Below are 24,319 nucleotides of genomic sequence, written 5' to 3' on the forward strand. Positions count from 1 at the left end.
GGTGCGCAACCAATTCTTCATTCTTTATTCTCATGCTTAATTTATTATTGTTTTCCTTTCATTATCGTCACGTACTCGTTGTATAATTGTTCGAGTTGTGCGGAATAATGTTTTGCGAGTTTTTCTGATTTGTATTTTTCCATTAAGCGGACTTCAGCGTCAAGCAAGCTTGCATTGTACATGAAGTTTTCGCCTGAGATTGCAAGCTGATTATCATTGAGGCTGAGATACCAAATCATATATTCGAGCGATTTGTTGGCAAGTGCATCGATTATCTTATCTGCTTTCTCTGTCTGGCCTAGTTGATAGTATGATTCTGCCATTTGGAAGGCACCGTTTCTCCAGTCGTAAGGTACGTTGTAAGCAGGTATCATCTTTTCAGCGTAGTCAAGTGCGGCAAGAGCTTTGTCTTTCTTACCTTCTTTGATGAGCTGGCCGACAAGCTGAGTAAAAATACGACGGTGTGTATCACACATACGCATCACATTTTCATCAATATAAATACCCGGTTTGTCAATACCTCCGAACTTGAATTTGTTCATCAGATTGTCGTACATCTTTTCACTGTCGATTTTGCTATCCAGCTTATCAGTATCAAACGGAGTAAAACGATAGGCAAGACCTTCTTGTATGAAATGATTGGTCATACCCAGGTTATTTTCGCTACCTACAGTGATTGCCATATAGATAGGACGTTCCCAGTTAGCGTTGGCAAGCATTTCGAGCATCATCAGTTCACTCTTGTAGAGTGCACGTTTTGAACTACCGTTTGCATCTTTCAGTAAGATAGTCATATATTCGGGGATAGAGTCACCCAATGCTTCCGGTATCTTCATTCCGGAGCGGCGGACAGCCTCTTCATCGATCTTCATGACAATACTATCTGTAGGAATAAGCGGTAATTTGATGTCCTGTCCTGTCTTTTTGAGCAGTTCTTTAAGTTGGTCATTCTTGCCGAGTATCCAACGGTTAATGATTTCTTTCAGTTCATAAGGATTTTCACCAAAGATGGAATGAACAAGTGAAAGTACGGTAGTATCCCCTTGGGCAGCTAATTCATTTGCCTGTTTGAAATAGTTGTCGATAAGTGATCTTACCTCCGGATGGATAGGGATATATTCATTCTGACCTTCTACGTATTCCACGCGATCCCATGTGATAGGGAGTGAAGGTGAATCGTAGGCCGGACGTTTCATCTGGTCGATATACCAATCGGTTTGCAAATAACTCAGATTACAGGTACGCGCATCAGTGCGGAATTCTTCTGTTTCCTGATTGTACCACAGAGGGAAGGTATCGTTATCACCATTCGTATAGATGATCGGATTACCTTCTTCCTGAAGGGTCATCAAGTAATTTTGACCAAAGTCGCGCGCAACGAAGCGTCCGCTGCGATCGTGGTCATCCCAGGTTTGTCCTGCCATTTGAATAGGAACCAATAAGCAAAGTACGGAAGCTAATGCCGCCGCCGGAAGTTCTTTCATCTTACAGTATTCCCGTAATAAATGAATGATACCCGCTACTCCCATACCTATCCAGATGGCAAAGGCATAGAAGGAACCTGCATACGCGTAGTCACGTTCACGAGGCTGTGCAGGTGTTTGGTTGAGGTAGAGCACAATGGCAATACCTGTCATAAAGAACAGGAAGAAAACAACCCAGAATTGTTGAATACCGCGTTGGCTGTGATAAGCTTGCCAGAACAGGCCGATCAAACCAAGTATCAACGGTAGACAGTAAAAGACGTTGCGTCCCTTATTGTCTTTTAGATCTTGTGGTAGTAATTCCTGGTTGCCTACTAATAGGTTATCTATGAATGGGATACCTGTGATCCAATTGCCATGTTCGATTTCTCCACTACCTTGAATATCGTTTTGACGTCCGGCGAAGTTCCACATGAAGTAACGCCAGTACATGAAATTCAATTGGTAAGAGAAGAAATATTTGATGTTTTCCCATTGCGTCGGCATGTTTACCATCACCATTTCACCGCATTGGTCGTAAGGAACATCATAACCTTTCACATCTACCCATTGTTTGTAGAGTCCGGCATGTGAGGCACTGTACATACGGGGGAATAGCATGTTCTGTGCATATTCGTATTCGATGCGTCCGGGAAGTTGGATATAAGAGTCTTTTTCGTCCGGAGAAGTCTTTTCCTTACGGATATATTTTACTCCGGTTTCTGATTGGCGAGGTATGCAATAGCCATCTTTTGTGTCGAGTGCTACTTTTGATGAGTAAGCAGGACCGTAGAAGAGCGGACGTGTTCCGTATTGCTCACGACCCAGGTATTCACCTAAAGTGAAGATGTCTTCCGGGGAGTTCTGATCCATCGGAGTATTGGCTGTGGAACGGATTACGATCAGTGCATAAGACGAATATCCGATTACAATCATCATGGTACACAACAAAGTTGTATTCATGGTACGTGCGGAAATACGCCATTTCTCTTTTATCTTTTTCTGTACCTGTGGAGCAAGGTAGATAGTCAATACGGCAATCACTAAAATACCAATTAGGATGCTGCTGGCTCCATGTCCGTAGAACGGAATACCCAACAGGGCAATGGTGAGGATAAAGGAGATAGCCATACGTAGTCTGCTTTTCTCCGTATAGCTTTCGTATATACCCCAGATAAGGGAAGCTGCCAGAATGATGATATAAACCACTACACCTGTATTGAACGGCATTCCCATTCCATTGACAAACATGAGTTCAAACCAACCACCTACTTTCACGATACCTGGAACGATACCATATAATACGGCTGCTACTAGTACCCCCGATCCGATGAGGGCAAGCAATGAACCTTTTGCAGTGGCATTCGGTGTTTTTTTGTAGTAATATACCAATACGATCGCCGGTAGACAAAGCAAGTTCAACAAGTGAACGCCGATACTCAATCCCGTCAAATAAGCAATCAGGATAAGCCAACGGTCACTGTGAGGTTGGTCGGCTACGTCTTCCCACTTCAAGATCAGCCAGAATACGACGGCGGTGAACAGGGAAGAGAAAGCATATACTTCGCCTTCTACTGCTGAAAACCAGAAGGTATCGCTGAATGTATAGACCAGAGCACCTACCAGTCCACTACCCATAATTGTTATGAGTTGCCCTTTGGTAATGTTATTTTCGTCGGTGATGACTAACTTGCGAACTAAATGGGTAATACTCCAGAAGAGGAACAGAATACAGGCACCGCTCATCAGGCACTCATATAATTTACCATTTTAGCAACAGTGGTTACATCGGAAGCAAATTGAGTAAACAAATTTGCCATCAGCATAAAGAAAGGTGCGCCGGGTGGGTGACCGACTTCCAGTTTGTAGCCGGTGGTTATAAACTCGGGACAATCCCAGAAACTAGCAGTCGGCTCTATTGTAAGGCAATAGACCGTTGCTGCGATGATGAATGTAAGCCAACCCATCAGGTTGTTTACGGTTCTGTACTGTTTCATTAGCACTTATCGTAGTTTATTCGTTAAAAACAGATTAGATGGGCGCAAAGATAATGATTTACGGGCATAAAGTAGAAGAAAGTAAGATTTATTAAGTATCAGAGGGGCGATTTCGTGATTATAAAAAGAATTTCATTGCTTTCAGCTGACTATAAGCCGAAGTGCTGGCGTAGTGTGTCGCATTCGCTATCCATACGTTGCTGTTCGGGGAGCGGTTGAACGTCTCTGATCAGCTTACGGAATAAATTGCATTCGCGGAGGATTTCTTGTCGGACATCGAGGTCGACAGATTGCCAATCGATGTTGTTATTGCGGAATGTTTCAAACGAGCGAATATAGTTTCTGGGGTTATAAATGTTCCGGCTTGATGAGGATCACCATGATCGCCATGAAGTTTGAAATGGGCGTAGGTATAAAGTATGTGGGCTCTACCATATTGGTAAGATTCCCTACCGAAAGCCATACATGCCGACTGTTCGGTCCAATAGGCAGCATTGAGCATTTCGTTGAAGTTGCCGGCTCTGAATAGGCGAAATGTTTTTGCCATCATAAATAAGTAAGACAGGGGGTGCCCCACGCCTAATCGTTCAACGTATTCGCTTATCATTTGACTGAATTCAATAGCTTGTTTATGATCCTCAATGGCGGTACTGTAGCAACTGAGTACATAGCATACCATCACCGTTCCTTCGGCACAAGTCTCAATTTCAGCAGGAGATGTATTTTCGCCTATTTCTTCGGCAAGGTCGATGAATTGCATCATTGTTTTAAAGAAAGTAAACCAATCACCTTTGAGCAAGAAAGTTTTGCTGCGTAGTAATATAGCTTTAAGTCGTGTATGGGGGGCAATATGTACATCGGACTTTTGGAAAGAGAGGCGAGCGAATAACGTTCGTTTCGTGACTGCCAATCTTGATGTGTCGATGATTTCAAGTGCTCGGGAGGCCTGTCCGATTTCCAAGCATGCCATAGCATGGTAAAGAGGAGCATCTTGATGATTTAGTCCTGTTTTTAATTCAGCAATGCGTTCGTAGCAGAATGCGGCATCAGCTCCACGACATTGACTGGAAGCAATGTGAGCCAATCGTAGGTAGTGCTTGATAACTTCTTGTGGCAACAGAGCTGGGAGTGGACGACCGATATAGAATTGGGGTATCTCTTGCATTGACTGTGATGATAGTAGCTTCCACAATGTTGAAAGATATGTGTTGTTGAGGACGCTGACTGTGCTGGGTGAGAGAGCAATAGAGAAGACTTTCTCGTTCAATTTCTTGAGGTCATCATCTTCCATGGGGAGATGCCAGATATCGGAGTAGATAGAAGCTACAGCTTTGGCGGCACGCGCGAGTCGAACAGGGTCCGCGAGATACCAGTCGATAAGTTTAATACCGATGGCAGCACGGAAGGGAGTTCCCCAGCAATTCTTCACATCTTGATTCCAACTACTTTCTACAAAAGTCAGCCGATCGTTATTGCCTTTACAAAATTGAATAATGTAAGGGCGGATCACCGACCATTTGGCTTGTGACATACCGGTGGCATTCAGAAGATCGGATTCGGATATGCCGATAGGCATTAGAGAGATAGCAACAGTGGCTTCTGCGAATTCACGTAAAAGACCGATTTTATGGAAGGTATCGCGTCCTTCATAAAGAAGTCCGGAAAAGATGGAGAAACTGGAACTATCGACTAATTTTGCTATTCGGTCATCCAATTGCTCTATTGAACCGAAATTGACTAACGAATTGAGTAGAACCTTCAATACAGTAGGGTCGTTGGAGTGACGTCCGGCAGTAATGGCTTTGATTTGTTTTTCGGTAAGACGCTTACCGAAGCGTCGGGTAAAGTTATTGATAAACTCCGGTTGCATCTGTAGAGTGAGGCCGTGAAAGGTGATACTTGCAGGCGTATCGATATTGAAGAATGGTAATGAGTGGCGATGTGGAAGCGGCTGCAAATGCTACATGAATATTGCTGGGCAGGGAGTCGATCCACTCCATGATGCGTTCTACTTCGGAGGCATCGAGTTGTGAAGAATTATCTACTGCTATCATACTCCATTCGTCTTTGGAAAGGCGACACTGTTCAAGTGACAAAAAACCGAGAAAGGCATCGACCGGATCCTGTCCCGGATCGGCTATTTCAAAATCGTAGTAGATGATTTTATTGTTTGGATATGTGCGGCGGAGATCAACGACGCTATATGCCAGACCGGTAGAGGTCCCTGAACCCGACGGACCTTTGAGGAGAAGGAGCTGATTGCCGTCTTCAATCCATTTATCGAAGTTACGGCGAGTTTCAGAAATCTCGCAGAGGGTATCGGAGCGACGTTTAAGGGCGAACTCATGGCGACCTTTAAGAACATCAGCGGCATTAACGGTATCAGCAGGATATTCGGTTTCAATCATAGCGATGATTTTGTTCATGAGGGTTTCGCCGAGTTGTTCGGGAGAGGAATAGTCGTAGACAGGATATTTATTTTGGGTGCGAATTTTCTTCTTGAGCAGAGAAAGGCGGTATTCTGCCACAGATCCGGTAGCTTCTTTGAATTCGTCGGGCACCTCCATTTCAGCGGAGCGAATGAAGAAACAAGCATGAGGGATGTCCATATCACGAAGCACACCATATTCTATTTCTATTTCGGTGATACTGGCCGATTCTGCTACTTTGGCATTGAGCCAGGGACGCTGATCTTCTACTGATGGGCGAAGTCCGGTAAGTTCCGATTCAGTAGCATCCAGCCGTAACGAGAACCAAGGAGGCCAATGAAGAACGGACGGGAGTTGTCGACTTCCTCTAAGCAAGTAGTAAGCACCAAACCATTGCGACTCTCCTCTTCGGGGATTCCCCAACGCAAGTCGATAGGAATGAATTCGAGGAAACGGGTAGCGCAATATTGATGGATACGAGGAAAAATGTAAGTGACGAGATAGTCACGCTCAGTGTTCATGTCGCAAAACGTCGAGGATAGAAAAAGCTTGATGCGGCGGAAGCTATGTTGGCTGGTACTCATAGTTGGTATTGATTTGTAGTGTGACGGAGGTGGAGTTTGTACATAACCAAGAAGGCATAAAGGTGTTTTTCATCATCCGGAAACGAAACCTAATGATGGTGATGATGCTCTCCAAGGATACGATGTGGAAGTGTTCCATGTCCAAGTAATTCGATCGGACAATTAAAGTTCTTTTCCAACCATTCTGTAGTGACCTCTGTATCCGGATGATAATCCAGTGTCTCATTGACACAGGCAATGGATTTCACTTGCTGAAGCACTGTGCCGATATCATGGCTGACGAGAATAATAGCGCACTCTTTATTGATTTCAGCCAGCAATTCGTACAAACGTGCTTCGAAACGTTTGTCGATATAGGTACTTGGTTCATCAAGAATCAAGGCGGAAGGATCGGAGATAATGGCACGTCCCAATAGAGCACGTTGTAGTTGTCCGCCACTTAATTGTCCGATAGCGCGATGTTCGAGACCTTCCAGTCCCATACGGGAAACGATTTGTTTTCCTTTCTCTTTTTGTTCCGGCGTAAAGCGTGAGGTTAGCGATTTCTGAATGCTTAAACCTGACAAGATTACTTCTTCTACTGAAATAGGAAACTTCCGGTCGATGCTGTTGTATTGCGGGAGATAGCCGAGAGAAATTTCTGAGCTGGAAGTTGGGATTTGAAAATGGTTATCGTTTTGTCCGATATGAAAGATTATTTCCCCTCCGGTAGGTTTCAACAGACCTAGGATACATTTGATTAATGTCGTTTTACCTCCTCCATTGGGACCGATAATACCTAAGAAATCCTGTTCGTAGATATTGAGGTTTACATCATGAAGAACGGTACGACCGTCGTACCCGGCAGAAAGATTCTTTATTTCGATGATGGGAGTTGCAGCCATAGTTACTTCCTACTTGTAGTTTGATATTATTGGAACAAAGGTAAGCAATTAAATGATAAAATCCAGAAGTTAGTCAAACAGCTACGCACCCAAGCCAATGAAATATTCAAAGAGGCTTTGGGTGTAGATTGTCCGTTTATCAAGGTTTCTCAACAGGCATAAGTGCATTTGCCACATTCAACATTTCCGTTTCCCAATCATAATTTAGCGGATTGATGGGGACCACGCGTGTTCCCGTTTGCTGCGCTATTGTCTCTGCATTTCTTTTGTCAAACTCTGGTTGTACGAAGATAACTTGTACGTTTTCTTCTTTACATAAGTCTATCAATCTTTCAAATGGGCAGGAGAGGGTTCTTTTCCTCCCTCTTCGATAGAAATCTGATGTAACCCGTAGTCGCGGGCAAAGTAGGAGAGAGCCGGATGATAAATCATAAATGCTTTAGCCGCTTCAGGCTTTGACAACTGCTCACAAATGATACTATCAGTATATTGTATACGTTGGCAGAGAGAATCATAACGTGCGAAATAATAAGCTTGATTGGCTTTATCGAGCGTGCAGAGTGCTTTATAGGTGTTTCCGGCAATGATCAAAGCATTGGTCGCAGAATTCCATATATGAGGCTCTATAGAGTGAATATGACCATCATGAGACGTATGTCCATGTCCCGGATCTTCATTACTCAGGATAAGATCTACTCCTTTTGAAGTATCGAACATCTGTATATGCGGAGTATTATTCATTAAACGATCCATCCATGTTTGTTCAAATCCGATATAGCCGATTCGGAAATACGCTTTACTATCCCCCAAGGATACAAGTTGCTGCGGGACAGGATCATAAGTCTCCGGACTAGAACCTTTGGGAACCATACTGACTACCTTAAACTTGTCGCCGGCAATTGCTTCGGTGAAGTAACGTTGCGGTTCCAAGGTAACGGTGATAACCGGTTTTTCACCTTCTTTATCGTTTGACTTGGATGAATTTCCTGTGCAAGCTGCCAGTAAAAGACAGGTGCTGAGCAACAAGAAAGTACATTTATTTTTTAGTTGTTTTTTCATGACTGGTTCTTTTAATTTCTTTGATTGTTATACTTGTTTGCGGGCTCGTAATATTTCCCGTTTACCTCCCGGAGCCCGGTAAACGTTCGACTACAAATCCTGCGGTTTGCAACATCCTCCGGATTACTCCTTTGGCACAATAAGTGGTCAGAATCCCATCATTGCTTAATAAAACATATAAACGGTTGAATAGTTCTTGAGACCACATTTCCGGCTGTTTTTCGGGGGCAAATGCATCGAAATAGACGATATCAGGGCTGTCTGGCAGAGAATGGAAGATCCATTCGTTAAAGTCTGCCTGTACTTTCCGCAGGGTGAAGTGTGGACTGAGGCAGACTTCTTCTTCCCAAGGTGAAATGTGAAGCTGTTTAAACAGTTCGATAGCTGTTACTGGTTGGTTATTTATGGTTAGTTGTTCGCTATCCTTGATATAGCCTAGTTGTTCTATTATCGACCATTCTAGAGGGTAGAGTTCTAATCCTGTATAGTGTATATTCCGGTGGTTTCTTTCTGCTTCCTCAAGCGTAAGCCAGGCATTTAGTCCTGTGCCGAAGCCAATTTCCAGAATTCGGGGTGAGGGCATATCAGATGCTTCCAGTCCCATGTGGATGAAAATGTGTTGCGATTCTGTACGTGCCCCTTTGATTGAATGATAATGCTCATTCAATTCGGGTACAAACAGAGTTGCACTTCCGTCGTCGGTTTTTTCAATTACTCTTTTCATCCTATTTTAATTTCTTATCTTTATGTTTCTTTTCTTTTATCCTGCAACTATGTTCCAAGCATTCTCCAATACATATAGTAGAAGAATATAGCGCAATAGTTTACCTATAAACATGGAAGTGACAGTAAGCCATGTGTTGCTTCGCATAAATCCCAGTGCAATGGCTACTACTTCGCCAATGGCAGGCAGGAAGGTAAAAAATGCCATTAATGCCCCTTTCCCTTGCAGGAAGGTAACCATCTTGTCTATTTTCTCTTTCTTTACTTTAAAGTATTTCTCAATCCAGCTTATCTTGCCTAGACGACCCATGTAATAACAAGTCATTCCACCCACCGTATTGCCCAAAGTAGCAGCAAGTATACACGCAGTAGGATTTAGGCCGAGTTTTACTAATGTAACTAGCACGAGCTCAGAACTGAAAGGTATAATACTTCCTGCTAACATGGCCGAAATAAACAATCCCGGCAATCCCCAATCAATGAGAAGCTGTATGGTTGAATCTATAAAAGCGTCCATATATTAAAACCGAATAAAAGGATGAGGCTAACCATCGTTATAATGAAAAACACATTGGATGTTTTACTGTTGGTCAGCGTAAAAAGGTGTCCGATCAAGATACTGCTGCTTATCATCAGAAGTGGTAGAAGGTCGTTGCACTGTATAGGTTGTAAAGCTATCAGCAAAAAGAGGAAAGCAGTCAACTCAATGAGAAACTGCAAATAAGCGCGCGTGCGTATCTTGTCTTCAAAACCGGCAACAATACAGTGAGCTGTACTGACAATATACAATACAAGCAAGAAGCCAAGTGTTGCAAATTCCCAGGGTTGCAAGGATTGTAAATCGAAGACATTTCCAAACGAAATCAGATCGTAGAAAGGTTGGTAGAACAAGGCCATCTGACTGTAGAAGAAGGCGTGTCCGAATAACATCCAATAGGGAAGCATCCATCCCAATATCGCTGCACAGAAACTGCGTGGATTGAGTGATTGAAAACGGTAAGCTCCGAGTAACCACAACACCGACAGGAAAGTGAGCTGAGGAAAAAAGATACTTCCTGCTCCGATAAAGAAGAAGGAATAAAACAGATTGCCTGATGTTTGCGATTGTTGATAGCTGTTGAATAAAAAACAAAGGGAGATCAAAAAAGCAAGAGCAGCAATGTCTCCGGCATATAACAGGTGCATTTCCGGGCAGACAGTAACTAGCAGAAAGTAAATCGCTGTCTGTACGGAAGCCCGCATACGTATGATGGTAAAACGGTTGTTTATCTCGATCAGGAAATAGCCGATAATTGCATATACCAGATAGCTGAAAATACGGTCTGCCCATGAGGGGAGCAATAGGGAACGGGTAGACTGCCAGATAGTAGAACCTCCTTCTTTGCCTAATGAGGAAGTGAGGTCGGGCAATAAGAGGGAAGTCAGCACCCAGAAGAGAGTGCAGATAAGGATGACGGCTGGTAATGTCCAACGTCCTGCCGTTATCTGGCCTTGTAATCTTTTGTTCCTCATTAATTAAAGTTTAGCAAGAAATTTATTGTGTATTTAGTCTCTGTCTTTGAGTCGTTTACTATCCCTATCTGTATACCGTAGTGGGCATATAGATCCACCGTACCGTACATATATACCCACCATGATGAGTATATATGTTTACCAAACGGTTTTACTATCCCTTGTTTTACAGGTCAAATCCAATGTCGCGGCGGAAGTATTTCTTGTCGAAATCTATCATATCCGCCACTTTATAGCTCTGAGCCAATGCTTCTTCTTTAGTTGCACCGTAAGAGCAAACTGCAATAACACGTCCTCCATTTGTTACCACCTGACCCTCTTTCTCGGTTGTTCCGGCATGGAAAATGATACTGTCCGTGGTGGTAGCTTGTTCCAGTCCGCTGATAGGGAATCCTTTCTCGTAAGCTTCGGGATAACCGCCACTAACAAGAATCACACAACCTGCGGAGCGTGGTCCATAACCAATTCCTTTTCGTTAAGATTGCCTGTGGCTGTACCTTCCAGCAATTCAACGAAGTCGCTCTGGATACGAAGCATTACACTCTCTGTTTCCGGATCGCCCATACGAACGTTATATTCGATTACCATCGGTTCGCCTTTTACTCTGATCAATCCGAGGAAAATGAAACCTTTGTACGTGATGTTTTCTTCTTTCAACCCGTTGATGGTAGGTTCGATGATTCGTGTACGTACTTTTTCCATAAATTCTTCGTCTGCAAATGGGACAGGAGTTACGCTACCCATACCACCGGTATTGAGGCCTTTGTCACCTTCTCCGATACGTTTGTAGTCTTTGGCAACGGGAAGTACTTTGTAGTTCTCTCCATCTGTAAGTACGAATACGGAACATTCGATACCACTCAGGAACTCTTCGATAACGACAGTTGCCGATGCAGAACCAAACATGCCCCCAAGCATTTCTTTCAATTCTTTTTTGGCTTCATCCAGTGTAGGCAGGATCAAAACACCTTTTCCGGCACAAAGGCCGTCTGCTTTCAGTACGTAAGGAGCTTCCAGCGTTTCAAGGAAGGACAGTCCTTCTTCAAGGTTATTGGCTGTAATGCTTTTGTAGCGTGCTGTCGGGATATGATGACGCATCATGAAACCTTTCGCAAATTCTTTGCTCCCTTCTAACTGTGCTCCTTTGGCAGAAGGACCGATAACGGCAATATGTTTCAATTCGGGATGATTCTGAAAGTAGTCGTAGATACCTTGTACCAACGGATCTTCCGGACCTACAACAACCATATTGATATTCTCTTTTACAGCAAAAGCACCGATTGCATCAAAATCAGTAGCTTTGATATTTACGTTTTCGCCTACGGCGGTGGTTCCTGCATTTCCCGGTGCAATATACAACTTTTCTACTTTTGGACTTTGGGCAATTTTCCATGCAAGTGCATGTTCGCGGCCGCCCGAGCCTAATAATAATATCTTCATAATCAGTAGGTATTATAAATGTTCTTCAAAATATCGGGTAATTTTCTCGTGTAAGTGTACGCGGTCGCGACCTGAGACATTGTGCTTATGGCAGGGGTAAATAAACAGGTCGGGATAAGTACGTGAGTCTACACAGGCTTTCATAAACGAAAGCGTATGCTGTGGTACACATGTATCGTCATGGTCGTCATGAATGATCAGAAGACGTCCTTTCAGTTGTCCTGCAAGGTTTTTAAGGTTGCATTCCTTATATCCTTCCGGATTGCTTTGAGGTGTGTCCATATAGCGCTCGCCGTACATTATTTCGTAATATCCCCAATCGATAACGGGACCTCCGGCTACACCTACTTTAAATATCTCCGGGTAACGGAGTAGGAGAGCAGTAGTCATGTGTCCTCCGAAGCTCCATCCATGTACACCGATACGGTTACCGTCTACATAAGGGAGAGACTTCAGATATTCGATTCCTTTTACTTGGTCCTTACCTTCTTCGATACCCAAATGGCGGAAAGTAGCATTCTCAAACTCTAAACCTCGGTTAGAACTACCCCGGTTGTCGATAGTAAACATGATGTAGCCTTTGTTTGCCATGTAAATGTCCCATCCACGTGCACCGTTCAGCCATCCGCCTGTCACACATTGTGCGTGGGGACCACCATAGACATAGACAATGACAGGATATTTCTTGTTCGGATCGAAGTCTGCCGGTTTCATCAATCGATAGTATAGATCAGTGGTACCGTCCGCTGCTTTGATCGTTCCGGTTTCGAGAGTAGGCATTTGATAACCTTCATACGGGTTTTTAGATTGAAGTAGATTGATACTTTTGAAGTTTTTAGTATCTACCAAATCGATAGTACGGGCTTTATTTTTAGCAGAAGAAAAGTCAATGAGATAGGTACCCGAAGCATTGAGTATTCCGTTATGCTGACTTTCTTTGCAAGTATCGAATGGCTGATTTATCTTTCCGTTGCTGACATTAACAACAAAATGTCCACTTTTCAAACCTTCTATGGCTGTGAAGATAACTTCTTTCTTTTTTGTGTTAAAGCCCATTAATTCACTTACTAACCAATTTCCCTTTGTTAGTTGTTTCAGTAGCTTACCTTCCGTATTATACAAATAGAGGTGATTGAAACCATCTTTTTGACTTTGATAAATGAATTTACTATTGTCCCAAGGTAGGAAAGTAATCGGATGTTGGGGCTCTACATATTTGGGATGACTTTCTTCGAACAGAATCTTTACCAAGTCTCCCGTTTCTGCATTGTATTGGCAAAGTTTGGCATGGTTTTGGTCACGATTCAATTCAATAAGATAGAGGCTTTTTTCATCCGGTGCCCAACTAATATTAGTGAAATAGCGATCGGTAGGATCACCTGCATTCAGATAGATACTTTTTCCTGTTTCCGGGTTGTAAATACCTACTTTTACCTTATGACTAGTCATTCCCGCCATTGGATAACGGATATTGTTTACTTCTCCCACACGTGTCGTAATGTCTACAAGCGGATATTGTGTGACCATACTTTCATCCATGCGGTAGAAGGCAAGTAGGTTTCCTTTTGGACTCCAGAATGTACCTTTCTCAATACCGAACTCATTGCGGTGTACCGATTGTCCGCAAACGATTCCTTCAGGTTCATCGGTCACTGCCTGATCGTTTACATATAGGTTGTTTCCTATGGTGTATGCCACTTTCCCACTAGCTGCACAATAATCTTGATTACTTGCTTTCTCTTTCAGTTTGAGTGAACTGACTAGTTGATCTGTCTTAAAGTCATATACAATATATTTACCCGGTAGAGTCAATAGTAGTTGTGACTTGTTCGCCCAGGGGAAGCTAACAGAATATAAATGAGATAGCTTTCCTAATTTGTTAGCCTCTAGTACTTTGTTGATCTGCTCCCGAGCAACGAGCATTGTTTCTTTACCCGTTTGGGGCTGAATTGTATAAATTGTATCAATACCCGGTTTAATGCATTCATCCCCCCACCATTGTAGCGCGTAGAGGTTTTCTGCATATCGGTATGTTTCGCCACCCGGAATTAAGTCATCCAGTGTCAGCTTTTTCATTTCTTGTGCCATAACATTGATTACCATTGGCAGTGCCATCAATAACAAGATGGTTCTTTTTCCAATTTTATTCATTGTTTTCTTCTTTATTATTTATTTTAAATCTATCTATTGTTACTTTTCCAAGAGTGGTCGTTTTTATCTGAACGACTGCATTTAATTTAGCGAAATCCAAAAATAATTCATCACATAGCTTTTCGTAGCTCTCTCTGTCAGACGATACTGTTATTTAAGTTTTAGGTTATAATTTATGCCCCAAAGCTGTGTATCAATTAGTTAATGAGGAGTAATGATTGAACTTGTCATTAACTATTCATTCTAACTATTCTTCAGTCTTCTTAGGAATTCTAGGCTCCCGATTACCTCTGAATTCTCTCGGTGCTTTCGGATCTCTTCCTTCCTCTCTGGATCCACCCTCTCTGCGTGGCTTGAACTCACCTTCCCGTCTCGGTCTGGATTCTTCATCTTTACGTGGCTTAAATTCCCCTTCTCTGCGAGGTCTGAAGTCTTTTCTCTCTTTGAATTTTGGAGTAAATCCTTCTTCCCCCTTGTTTTTATCTTCTCCTTGTCCACCTTCTTCTGTTTCCTGGCTCTTGAATTCTTTGTATTTTCCATCAAAAATTTCATATTTCCGGAACTCACACTCCAGTGGACCATTGAACAATGGAATCTTTTGATTTGCTTTCAAACCTATCTGGTCAAAACATTCTTCGCGGTAGGAAAGTACCCATGCCTCATTTCCAACAAAAGCATGTTTCAGACGTTCACCAATCATCTGATACAATCCGAGCAAGTCATTCGTAGAGATACGTTCACCATAAGGAGGATTTGTTATGATAATTGATTTCTCTTTCGGTTGTTCGAATTGCTGGAATGGTTGCAGTTTCAGTACTACGTCTTTGGATACACCGGCAGCTTTTATGTTGTGAGTTGCAATCTCATTAGCTTTCGGGTTATTGTCATAACCGTAAATCTTATGCTCAAATTTGCGTTCCTGGCTATCATCATTATAGATATCGTCGAACATATCCGCATCAAAATCCACCCACTTCTCGAATGCAAATCCTTTGCGAAAGACTCCTGGGGCAATGTTTCGAGCAATGAGCGCTGCTTCGATAGGAATTGTACCCGAACCACACATCGGATCGATCAAGTCACATTCTCCACGCCATCCAGTCATCAGGATCATGCCTGCTGCCAATACTTCATTCAATGGAGCTTCTACCGCTTCCAGACGGTATCCACGACGATGAAGAGATTCACCTGAAGAGTCTAATGACAATGTACAAGTAGTCTGTGCGATATGTATATTCAATAAAATATCCGGATTATTGATGCGCACTGACGGACGTTTCCCAGTTTTCTCACGAAAATAATCTACGATGGCGTCTTTTACTTTGTATGAAACGAACTTCGAATGGCGGAACTCTTCGCTAAACACTACCGCATCTATAGCAAATGTCTTGTCAGCGTCCAGATACTCCTCCCAAGGAATTTCTTGAATCTGACTGTAAACCTCATCGGCATTTTTAGCGGTAAAATGCTTAATTGGTTTCAGGATGCGAATGGCAGTACGAAGGCAGAAATTTGCTTTGTACATCATACGCTTATCTCCTGTAAATGAAACCATGCGGCGTCCTATCTGAATGTCGTTGGCTCCTAATGTTGTCAGTTCTTCTGCAAGTATCTCTTCCAATCCTTGGAAAGTCTTGGCAATAATCTCGAATTGTTCGCTCATATATTGTAATTTGAATTTATTTCTTAGCTTTAGTTTGTACTATTTTCGCACCTGCAGGCACATTTTCTGTTACCCAGATGTTACCTCCTACAGTGGCGTCTTTTCCTATGGTGATTCTGCCTAAGATAGTGGCGTTGGAGTACACAATAACATTGTCTTCCAATATTGGATGACGAGGAATACCTTTGATGGGTTTTCCGTCTGCATCCAAGGGGAAACTCTTAGCTCCTAATGTAACACCTTGATATAGCTTAACGTTATTTCCGATAATGCTTGTAGCACCAATTACTACACCCGTTCCATGGTCAATCGTGAAATAACTACCTATCTTAGCTCCCGGATGGATATCAATACCAGTTTCGCTATGTGCCATTTCCGTAATGATGCGGGGAATCAATGGAACACCTAACTCTAATAATTCATGTGCAATGCGGTAATTACTGATCGCTTTAATGGCAGGATAGCAACAAATCACTTCACCATAACTTTCGGCAGCAGGATCACCATTGTATGCGGCTTCTACGTCAGTTGCCAATATTTTTCTCATACAAGGCAACTTACTGATAAACTTAGCGGCAAGTCGAGCAGCTTCCTCTCTTTTGGAGTCGGAACAAGTATTACATTTACCTTCTGCTGTTCCAAAACATAGCCCTGCCAAGATTTGCTCAGATAGCAAATCATATAGCTTTTCGATATTTACACCGATGTGGTAATTGATTGTACGACTGTTGATTGTAGAATTACCATAATATCCGGGAAAAAGAATGGAGCGTGAAAGCTCGATAATCTCATACAAGACTTTAGCAGAAGGCAGTGGTTCGCCATCTTTATGTTGATGAAACAGTCCTTTGTAAGATTCGCTTTCCGATAGCTCATCGACTGCCTGTGTCAAAATGTGGGTAAAGTTCAGTGGACTCATTAGGTCAGTTACTCATTTTTAATATGATATGGGCACAAAGGTATTAAAAAAATGATTAATATCGTTGATATTCAGAATAAAATAAATCAATTAGATCAGTCGTTTCATTTCCAGCTACTTTGTACTTAACTCTTCTAAAATATGAAAACGCCATTTCTTCATCAGAAACGGCGTCCTCTATTTGTTAGAATATTAGAATGAGAGAGTTTTGTTATATATAGATTTGTTTTGCTTTATCTTACTATTGTTCAGAATAGAACTGTACAAAATATATATTGTAGTCCCATTTTAGATAATTAGTGATGCACGCTTTCTTGCATCCTTTCTTTTGTCTACTAATGTATCTGTTTTTCTGTTGCAAAGGTATATATAAATTTGATATAGGAATGGTTGCGACGAGAAATGTTATCAAAGTGTTATAAATGCTTGGTTAAAGCAACTTGCTTTTTGATAAAATTGGTAGTAAAAAAATATCCGGCAGTAAGTTGCCGGATATAGAATATAGCATTAAGTTGTATAAATATTCATTTCTCTTGCTTTCTGAATGACGAGTTAAATAATGTTATTACCTCTTTTAGCCTTTGTTTTATCTCTTGAATATGCCTTCAGTAAGGAGTTTTAATGAGCTTCAAGCCAATTTTTACCCCACCCGCAATCAGCTTTTAAAGGAACATGCATACGATAAGCGTTTTCCATTTCTTCGATAACAATTTCTTCGACTCGTTCCTTTTCATTGATAGGAACACTGAAATTCAATTCGTCATGTACTTGAAGAATCATTTTGGCTTGAATTCCTTCTGTCCGGAATCTTTTGTAAATACGTGCCATGGCTACTTTTATAATATCGGCGGCACTTCCTTGAATAGGTGCATTAATAGCATTACGTTCTGCATAACCACGAACGACTGCATTACGCGAGTTAATGTCCGGCAAGAAGCGTTTCCGATGGAAGATTGTCTCTACATAACCTTTTTCGCGAGCTATTTGTATGCTTTTATCCATATAAGCCTTCACTCCCGGATACGTCTCAAAATAGCCGTCGATTAATTCTTTGGCTTCTTTACGGTCTACATTCATCCGTTCGGCAAGACCGAATACGGATATACCATAAATGATACCGAAATTAGCAGTTTTAGCTTTGCGGCGCATATCCGATCCTACTTCTTTCAGATCAATATTATAAATCTTGGCTGCTGTAGCAGCATGGATATCATAATTACTGAGAAAAGCGTCAATCATATTCTTATCTTCACTGAGGTGTGCCATGATGCGTAACTCAATCTGAGAATAGTCGGCAGAGAAGAAAAGGCTACCCTCATCGGGAATGAATGCTTTGCGAATCTCTTTACCGTTTTCATCGCGGATAGGAATGTTTTGTAAATTCGGATTACTTGAACTAAGTCGTCCGGTAGAGGTTACCGTTTGGTTGAAAGACGTATGTACCCGTCCCGTACGAGGATTGATAAGTTGGGGAAGCGCGTCGATGTATGTTCCCAGTAACTTCTTCAATCCGCGGTGTTCCAAAATCTTTTCCACTATGGGATGTTTGTGGCGGAGGCTTTCGAGTACTTCTTCCGATGTAATATACTGACCGGTCTTCGTCTTTTTGGCTTTCTCTACAATCTTTAGTTTATCAAACAAAATCTCTCCGACTTGTTTCGGGGAAGCAATGTTGAATGATTCCTTTGCCAATTGGTAGATTTCTTGCTCAATGTTTTGCATTTGGGCTGTGAAATGAGCTGACGACTGTTTAAGTGCTTCTGTATCCAGCAATACTCCATTACGTTCTATATTAACCAATACCGGTACAAGAGGCATTTCAATGTCATAGAATAAACGTTCAGCATCGTTAGCTTTCAACTCTTTTTCGAGAACATTCTTTAGTTTCAGTGTCACATCTGCATCTTCACACGCATAACGGTAAACGTCTTTAGGTGACAGATCACGCATATTTTTCTGATTCTTTCCTCTCGGACCAATAAGCTCATCAATATGGATAGTTTGATAATGGAGATAAATTTCTGCCAGGTAATCCATTCCATGTCGAAGTTCCGGTTGAAGAACATAATGGGCAATCATTGTGTCGAAGAGCGAACCTTTTACTTCTACTCCATAATTTTGGAGAACGATCATATCATACTTGATATTCTGTCCGATTTTCAAAGAATCTTCATTTTCATAAACCGGACGGAACTCATTGACTATTTTTAACGCTTCGTCTCGTTCCGATGGAACTGGTACATAAAAAGCTTGATTTTCTTCGATAGAGAAACTTATTCCTACTAGTTCGGCATCCATTGGTTCGGTTCCTGTAGTTTCCGTATCTAACGAAAGAATTTTAGATGTAAGTAACTTTTGAATAATTTTACTTCTTTTCTCTTCTGTATCAATGAGTTGATAATCGCATCCTAGCGTTTCTAACGTATCTAGATTTGTTTTTTTTGAATCATCCGTCTCGTTGCTCGTGAAATTCGCAAACAAATCGCCTTGTACGGGCCCTTCTTCGTCGGGAAAAGAGGAAGAGGAGAGAGGGGACTTTTACTTATTGTTTTATTTCCATTTGCCGTTTCACTTCCGAAGTTCTCTTTTTTGAGGACACGGTCGATGAGAGTTCTAAATTCCAATTCCTCAAAAATCTGACGAAGTGAATTTTCGTCTACCTGTTCGCGAACGAGTGAATCCATTTCAAGTTGGATGGGAACATCAATTTTGATCGTTGCCAGAAATTTGGAGAAAGTGATCAATTTCCGATTCGTTTCCACTTTTGTTTTCAAAGCTCCTTTCAGTTGATCGGTATGCTCCAAAAGATTTTCGATACTTCCGAATTCGGCAATCAATTTTTGGGCTGTCTTTTCTCCGACTCCGGGGCAACCAGGAATATTATCCGATGAATCACCCATCAGACCAAGCATATCTATTACTTGGGCAGGAGATTGAATGTCGAACTTAGCTTTTACCTCTTCGATACCCATTACTTCAAAACCGCCGGTATGTTTAGGGCGGTACATGATATATGGTCCGTTACCAACTGACCGTAATCTTTATCAGGGGTCATCATATAAGTAATGATACCTTGCTTTCCGGCTTTGGTAGCAAGAGTTCCGATCACATCATCAGCTTCGAAGCCTGCAACTTCAAGGATAGGTATCCGATAAGCACGAATGATATCTTTAATAATAGGTACGGATAGGCGAATGGCTTCCGGAGTTTCTTCTCGCTGTGCTTTATATTGCTCAAAGGCTTCATGGCGAAAAGTAGGACCGGCAGGATCGAAAGCTACTCCTATATGACTAGGATTCTCTTTCTTCAGCACTTCCTCAAGCGTATTGACAAATCCGAGGATAGCTGAAGTATTGAATCCTTTGGAATTAATTCTAGGGTTTTTAATAAAGGCATAATATGCCCGATATATCAGTGCGTAAGCGTCTAAAAGAAATAATTTATTGTCTGACTCCATAGATTTATTTAATTTTTCATGGTAAAAGTACAAAAAAATACCGTATTAAACGTTTTATTATTACATTTGTACTCAAATTGTGTGTGAATGGATAGTATCACTTGCATCAAAAAACCAATAACGACTGAACTTGAGGATTTCAGAGACCTTTTTGACAGTTCTCTCTCTAGTTCGAATGCATTGCTCGATAGTGTAATAGCTTATATACGTCAGAGGAATGGTAAGATGATGCGTCCTATTCTCGTCCTTTTAGTTGCACGTCTCTATGGTGAAATCCGTCCGAGTACTCTTCATGCAGCTGTATCTTTAGAACTTCTTCATACTGCCAGTTTGGTGCACGATGATGTAGTGGATGAGAGTACCGAGCGTCGGGGACAACTTTCAGTGAATGCTGTTTTTAATAATAAGGTGTCGGTATTAACAGGAGATTACCTGTTAGCTACCAGTCTGGTTCATGCTGGGCTTACTAAAAGTCATGATATCATACAAGTTGTGTCTTCGTTGGGACAGGATCTTGCTGAAGGAGAGTTGCTTCAGTTGTCGAATGTAAGCAATCACAGTTTTTCCGAAAAGGTCTATTTTGATGTGATTCGTAAGAAAACGGCAGCTCTTTTTGCTGCTTGTACAAAAGCGGCAGCTTATTCAGTAGAAGTAGGAGAGGAGGATACTGAATTTGCCCGTCTATTGGGTGAATATATAGGTATTTGTTTTCAAATTAAAGACGATATTTTTGATTACTTTGATAGCAAAGAGATAGGTAAACCGACGGGTAATGATATGCTTGAGGGAAAACTTACTTTACCGGCTTTGTATGTGTTGAATGCAACTCAGGATGCGCGAATACGTGAAATTGCATTTAAGATAAAAGAGGGTACAGCCAGTATGGAAGAAATAGCTTGTTTGATTTCGTTTACCAAAGAAAATGGGGGAATTGAATATGCTATTCAGACAATGAATGCATATAAGCAAAAAGCTCTTGATTTGTTAAGTATATTACCAGATTCAGAGGTGCGGGTTGCTTTGGAGACTTATCTGGATTATGTAGTCGATCGTGAGAAGTGATCATTTCCTGAATTTACTCAAAAGCGAATAGCATAAAATTAGTTGTTCCCAATCCTCTATTCTATCTGATTTTATAGCTCTTCCGATCAGACAACTTTTATCTATTTCTTCTGGAGTACTGAGGACTTCAGCACAAAAAGTGTTTGCTTGTTCGATATATTCCCAAGTTTCCTCTCTAGTAATATACCCACATTCATTTGCTGCACGAGCAATTGTGACTGCTAATCCCATATCACATCCGATAATTCCCCTTTCAAGATCATTAATCCAAATGATTGGATCTCTTCTTTCCTCTGCGTATTTTACGAAGTTATATAGATTCTTGCCTTGTTGAACAAACCGTTCTACTCCGAAAAAGCGTTTACGTATTATTGTTTCAAACTCGTTCAAATTGTCTGTTGATAGCAAAAAGGGAGTTTGTATAGCATAAGATATTCTGTCTCCTTCGTTCATCAGGAATTGTAACATATTGCAGGTCGAATCAGTATCAACACAGTTGAATTTATTGGCGAGAAGTTTGATTACTTCTTGTTTGGGTAATCCTGTCTCAATACTATTGAGGCAAAAGTTTTCAAGTGTAGCATGCATATAGCCGATACGTAATCCTTGTTTTCTCTTTGTATTGAGAATCAGATTTAAAGGGTTATAGTTATATCGTAAGGTCTTTAAGTGCATTTTCATCAATATACTTCTTATTATAATATGGTATAGGATTTATTGAAAAGCGTGAGAACTGCCACTTGATATCTTTCCTGGGGCTTCGGCAAGCCGTTATGACGATACAAGCAACAGTCCCACGCTCCATTCGATATATAACAAAAATGTATACGTGAAGGTGCGTGAGACCCGTTTGCTTATCACCGCTCATAACTTTGAATTTTGCCGAATTCCAGGAGTAGGTAATAAATAAAACGTTCTCTAATTCAATTAGTTATACCAAAATGTAATAACTAAATGTATCACAAAGATAGTGAAAAAGTAAATAGTAACAATAAGTAATTTTAGTTTTTCTTAAATAAATACTACTGCCCAACATTCGTTATAAATACGAATGTTGGGCAGTAGTTATATTTAAATTGTAAATGTGACTTTTAGAAAAATCTAATTTCTTCGCCTTTGATATCAGAAAGCAGAAGGTTTGCTAACCGACTTGTTCCTAGACGGAAAAGTTGATTGTTTAACCATTCTTCGCCAAGAATTTCTTTGACGATCGTATAGTAAATGAGTGCATCATTTACGGTATTGATACCTCCGGCAGGTTTGAATCCCACTTTATTTCCTGTTTTCTGGTAGTATTCTTTGATAGCTTCGCACATCACATACGCGGCTTCAGGTGTAGCGGCAGGCTGTTGTTTTCCGGTTGATGTTTTGATGAAATCTGCGCCTGAGTACATGGATAGGATAGAAGCCTTTTTGATATTGGAAGCGCTTTTCAAAGCGCCTGTTTCAAGAATCACCTTGAGATGGTGGTCTTTGCAAGTCTCTTTCAGTTCTTGGATTTCGTCGCACATTGTTTCATAATCACCATTCAGGAATTCGCCTACGGAAATTACGATATCTATCTCGTTTGCTCCGTCAGCGATAGCTAATGCAGTTTCTGCAATTTTCACCTCAATGAAGGTCTGAGACGATGGAAAACCTCCTGATACACAGGCAATATTAACATCTTCTACTTCTAATGTATTCTTGGCAATAGCGGCGAAATTAGGGTATACACAGATAGCGGCTACATTCTTCAGGTCGGGAAACTCATCATCGAATTGATTCACTTTTTCAGTAAAGCGCATGACACTTTCATCGCTGTCCGTAGTGTTCAGTGTAGTCAGATCAATACAGTTGAATAGGAGTTTTTTAACCTCTTCTGTATTGTTTATCGGCACTGTATTCTCAATCAGATCAGCTACGCGAGCTTGTATATCTGCATCATTTAGATTGGTGTTGTATTTCGCCAAAGCGATTTCATACTTACTAGGTTGTGAGTTATTCTCTTCCATGATCGTTCAGTTTTGGATTATTAATATGTCTTTTATTGTCTCTCTTTGTTTTCTTTTCCAGACTTTTCTGGAAAGCTTCAGTAACATTGACTCCTGTTTGGTTAGCAATGCAAAGAAGTACCCATAAAATGTCGGCTATTTCTTCATCAATGTTGTCTTTTTCACCTTCTTTGAAGGATTGGTCACCATATTTCCGTGCCATGACACGCGCTAATTCTCCTACTTCTTCGGTCAGGACAGTCATATTGGTTAATTCGCTAAAGTAACGGACACCATATGTTTTTATCCATTGGTCTACTTGCTTCTGAGCTTCTTCCAGAGTCATAATATAATGGTTTAAGTGGTTTGAATCATTGATAGGAAGGTGTTGGTTCCTCTCATCACAGATTGATTTTATTCTTTATTTTTAGTGTCCATACATATAGTAACAGGACCATCATTTAAAAGTTCAACTTTCATGTCTGCACCAAAAGTTCCTGTACCAATTTCTTTTCCTAATGCACCGCTCAGATCTTTACAGAATTGGTCATAGAGTGGGATAGAGATCTCCGGTTTGGCAGCTTTGATGTACGAGGGACGGTTTCCTTTTTTAGTGGAAGCATGTAAAGTGAACTGACTGATAACTAAAATTTCACCTCCATCTTCCAGTATAGATTTATTCATAACACCGTTCTCATCATCAAAAATGCGAAGGTTTACTATCTTTTTGCAAAGCCAGTCGATGTCTTCTTTTCCGTCAGTTTCTTCAATTCCAACTAATATTAGCATTCCTTTACCGATAGAGGACTTACAGTGTTTATCAATGGTTACTGAAGCATGACTAACACGTTGAATTACTACTCTCATTGATTCTTTTGTTATTATTTACAGAAGGCAAATTTACGAAATTCGGTAAATAAAATGATGGAATAGAGGGAATATTATTCTCGTTATACCTGTTTGAAGATTCAACCTCAATATCTCTGATAGTGTAAACCTCTGG

At 41.2% G+C, this 24,319-nt stretch carries 14 protein-coding genes and 5 pseudogenes; 1 reads left to right on the forward strand and 18 read right to left on the reverse strand.

Translation table 11 applies throughout. From position 1 onward, the window contains the following. Window positions 1-44 precede the first annotated feature (44 nt). The 14 genes and pseudogenes from JCM17102_RS27670 to polA form a co-directional block, all read right to left on the reverse strand. Window positions 45-3,460, reverse strand: a pseudogene (locus JCM17102_RS27670) (glycosyltransferase family 117 protein). Window positions 3,461-3,689: 229 nt separating this feature from the next. After that, complete coding sequence (locus JCM17102_RS13710) at window positions 3,690-5,330, reverse strand: hypothetical protein (RefSeq protein ID WP_025075545.1); 1,641 nt, start codon at window positions 5,328-5,330, stop codon at window positions 3,690-3,692. Continuing rightward, the gene (locus JCM17102_RS32630) at window positions 5,308-6,081 is read right to left on the reverse strand and encodes a hypothetical protein (RefSeq protein WP_444542049.1); all 774 of its coding nucleotides are present in this window, start codon (window positions 6,079-6,081) and stop codon (window positions 5,308-5,310) included. The genes JCM17102_RS13710 and JCM17102_RS32630 overlap by 23 nt, the downstream gene beginning before the upstream one ends. A 74-nt stretch (window positions 6,082-6,155) precedes the next feature. Beyond that, window positions 6,156-6,473, reverse strand: a complete 318-nt coding sequence (locus JCM17102_RS32515; protein WP_081800221.1) for a DUF4062 domain-containing protein — start codon at window positions 6,471-6,473, stop codon at window positions 6,156-6,158. Window positions 6,474-6,562: 89 nt separating this feature from the next. Then, window positions 6,563-7,357 (reverse strand): metal ABC transporter ATP-binding protein, encoded by a 795-nt coding sequence (locus JCM17102_RS13720; RefSeq protein WP_025075547.1) that lies wholly within the window; start codon window positions 7,355-7,357, stop codon window positions 6,563-6,565. 139 nt (window positions 7,358-7,496) lie between these two features. Continuing rightward, window positions 7,497-8,416 (reverse strand): annotated as a pseudogene (locus tag JCM17102_RS27675) (metal ABC transporter solute-binding protein, Zn/Mn family). 27 nt (window positions 8,417-8,443) lie between these two features. Further along, window positions 8,444-9,140: pseudogene (gene mnmC2, locus JCM17102_RS27680) on the reverse strand (tRNA (5-methylaminomethyl-2-thiouridine)(34)-methyltransferase MnmC2). A 36-nt stretch (window positions 9,141-9,176) separates the two neighbouring features. Next, window positions 9,177-9,656, reverse strand: coding sequence for a YqaA family protein (locus JCM17102_RS13735; RefSeq protein WP_025075548.1), 480 nt, complete (start codon window positions 9,654-9,656; stop codon window positions 9,177-9,179). After that, window positions 9,641-10,651 (reverse strand): hypothetical protein, encoded by a 1,011-nt coding sequence (locus JCM17102_RS13740; protein ID WP_025075549.1) that lies wholly within the window; start codon window positions 10,649-10,651, stop codon window positions 9,641-9,643. Before JCM17102_RS13740 ends, JCM17102_RS13735 begins: the two co-directional genes overlap by 16 nt. Window positions 10,652-10,817: 166 nt before the next feature. Then, window positions 10,818-12,091, reverse strand: a pseudogene (gene purD, locus JCM17102_RS27685) (phosphoribosylamine--glycine ligase). A 12-nt stretch (window positions 12,092-12,103) separates the two neighbouring features. After that, on the reverse strand, window positions 12,104-14,242 hold the full coding sequence (locus tag JCM17102_RS13750) for a S9 family peptidase (RefSeq protein WP_025075550.1): 2,139 nt from the start codon (window positions 14,240-14,242) through the stop codon (window positions 12,104-12,106). Window positions 14,243-14,489: 247 nt separating this feature from the next. Next, a complete protein-coding gene (locus tag JCM17102_RS13755) occupies window positions 14,490-15,905 on the reverse strand; it encodes a THUMP domain-containing class I SAM-dependent RNA methyltransferase (protein ID WP_025075551.1) in 1,416 nt (471 codons plus the stop codon). A gap of 16 nt (window positions 15,906-15,921) precedes the next feature. Next, window positions 15,922-16,824 (reverse strand): serine O-acetyltransferase, encoded by a 903-nt coding sequence (locus JCM17102_RS13760; protein ID WP_025075552.1) that lies wholly within the window; start codon window positions 16,822-16,824, stop codon window positions 15,922-15,924. Window positions 16,825-17,442: 618 nt separating this feature from the next. After that, window positions 17,443-20,281 (reverse strand): annotated as a pseudogene (gene polA, locus JCM17102_RS27690) (DNA polymerase I). An 87-nt stretch (window positions 20,282-20,368) separates the two neighbouring features. Between polA and JCM17102_RS13770 the strand changes: the two are divergent. After that, the gene (locus tag JCM17102_RS13770) at window positions 20,369-21,343 is read left to right on the forward strand and encodes a polyprenyl synthetase family protein (protein WP_025075553.1); all 975 of its coding nucleotides are present in this window, start codon (window positions 20,369-20,371) and stop codon (window positions 21,341-21,343) included. Here JCM17102_RS13770 and JCM17102_RS13775 read toward each other — a convergent pair whose 3' ends face one another. The 4 genes from JCM17102_RS13775 to dtd form a co-directional block, all read right to left on the reverse strand. Then, window positions 21,344-22,024, reverse strand: a complete 681-nt coding sequence (locus tag JCM17102_RS13775; RefSeq protein ID WP_025075554.1) for a DUF1266 domain-containing protein — start codon at window positions 22,022-22,024, stop codon at window positions 21,344-21,346. Window positions 22,025-22,434: 410 nt separating this feature from the next. Then, entirely contained in the window at window positions 22,435-23,337 is a 903-nt protein-coding gene (gene deoC, locus JCM17102_RS13780) for a deoxyribose-phosphate aldolase (protein ID WP_025075555.1), read from the reverse strand. Then, window positions 23,324-23,662 (reverse strand): nucleotide pyrophosphohydrolase, encoded by a 339-nt coding sequence (locus JCM17102_RS13785; RefSeq protein WP_025075556.1) that lies wholly within the window; start codon window positions 23,660-23,662, stop codon window positions 23,324-23,326. Before JCM17102_RS13785 ends, deoC begins: the two co-directional genes overlap by 14 nt. A 68-nt stretch (window positions 23,663-23,730) precedes the next feature. Next, complete coding sequence (dtd, locus tag JCM17102_RS13790) at window positions 23,731-24,183, reverse strand: D-aminoacyl-tRNA deacylase (protein ID WP_025075557.1); 453 nt, start codon at window positions 24,181-24,183, stop codon at window positions 23,731-23,733. Between the last annotated feature and the right edge of the window lie 136 nt (window positions 24,184-24,319).

The sequence above is a fragment of the Bacteroides faecichinchillae JCM 17102 genome (assembly GCF_000614145.1).
Taxonomy (GTDB): domain Bacteria; phylum Bacteroidota; class Bacteroidia; order Bacteroidales; family Bacteroidaceae; genus Bacteroides; species Bacteroides faecichinchillae.

Coding starts and splice junctions, on each gene's coding strand:
- JCM17102_RS13750 (WP_025075550.1), bottom strand. CDS start 14,242: ATGAATAAAATTGGAAAAAGAACCATCTTGTTATTGATGGCACTGCCA.
- JCM17102_RS13740 (WP_025075549.1), bottom strand. CDS start 10,651: ATGAGGAACAAAAGATTACAAGGCCAGATAACGGCAGGACGTTGGACA.
- JCM17102_RS13720 (WP_025075547.1), bottom strand. CDS start 7,357: ATGGCTGCAACTCCCATCATCGAAATAAAGAATCTTTCTGCCGGGTAC.
- JCM17102_RS13735 (WP_025075548.1), bottom strand. CDS start 9,656: ATGGACGCTTTTATAGATTCAACCATACAGCTTCTCATTGATTGGGGA.
- JCM17102_RS13755 (WP_025075551.1), bottom strand. CDS start 15,905: ATGAGCGAACAATTCGAGATTATTGCCAAGACTTTCCAAGGATTGGAA.
- JCM17102_RS13770 (WP_025075553.1), top strand. CDS start 20,369: ATGGATAGTATCACTTGCATCAAAAAACCAATAACGACTGAACTTGAG.
- JCM17102_RS13710 (WP_025075545.1), bottom strand. CDS start 5,330: ATGCAACCGGAGTTTATCAATAACTTTACCCGACGCTTCGGTAAGCGT.
- JCM17102_RS32515 (WP_081800221.1), bottom strand. CDS start 6,473: ATGAGTACCAGCCAACATAGCTTCCGCCGCATCAAGCTTTTTCTATCC.
- JCM17102_RS13775 (WP_025075554.1), bottom strand. CDS start 22,024: ATGAAAATGCACTTAAAGACCTTACGATATAACTATAACCCTTTAAAT.
- deoC (WP_025075555.1), bottom strand. CDS start 23,337: ATGGAAGAGAATAACTCACAACCTAGTAAGTATGAAATCGCTTTGGCG.
- JCM17102_RS13785 (WP_025075556.1), bottom strand. CDS start 23,662: ATGACTCTGGAAGAAGCTCAGAAGCAAGTAGACCAATGGATAAAAACA.
- JCM17102_RS13760 (WP_025075552.1), bottom strand. CDS start 16,824: ATGAGTCCACTGAACTTTACCCACATTTTGACACAGGCAGTCGATGAG.
- dtd (WP_025075557.1), bottom strand. CDS start 24,183: ATGAGAGTAGTAATTCAACGTGTTAGTCATGCTTCAGTAACCATTGAT.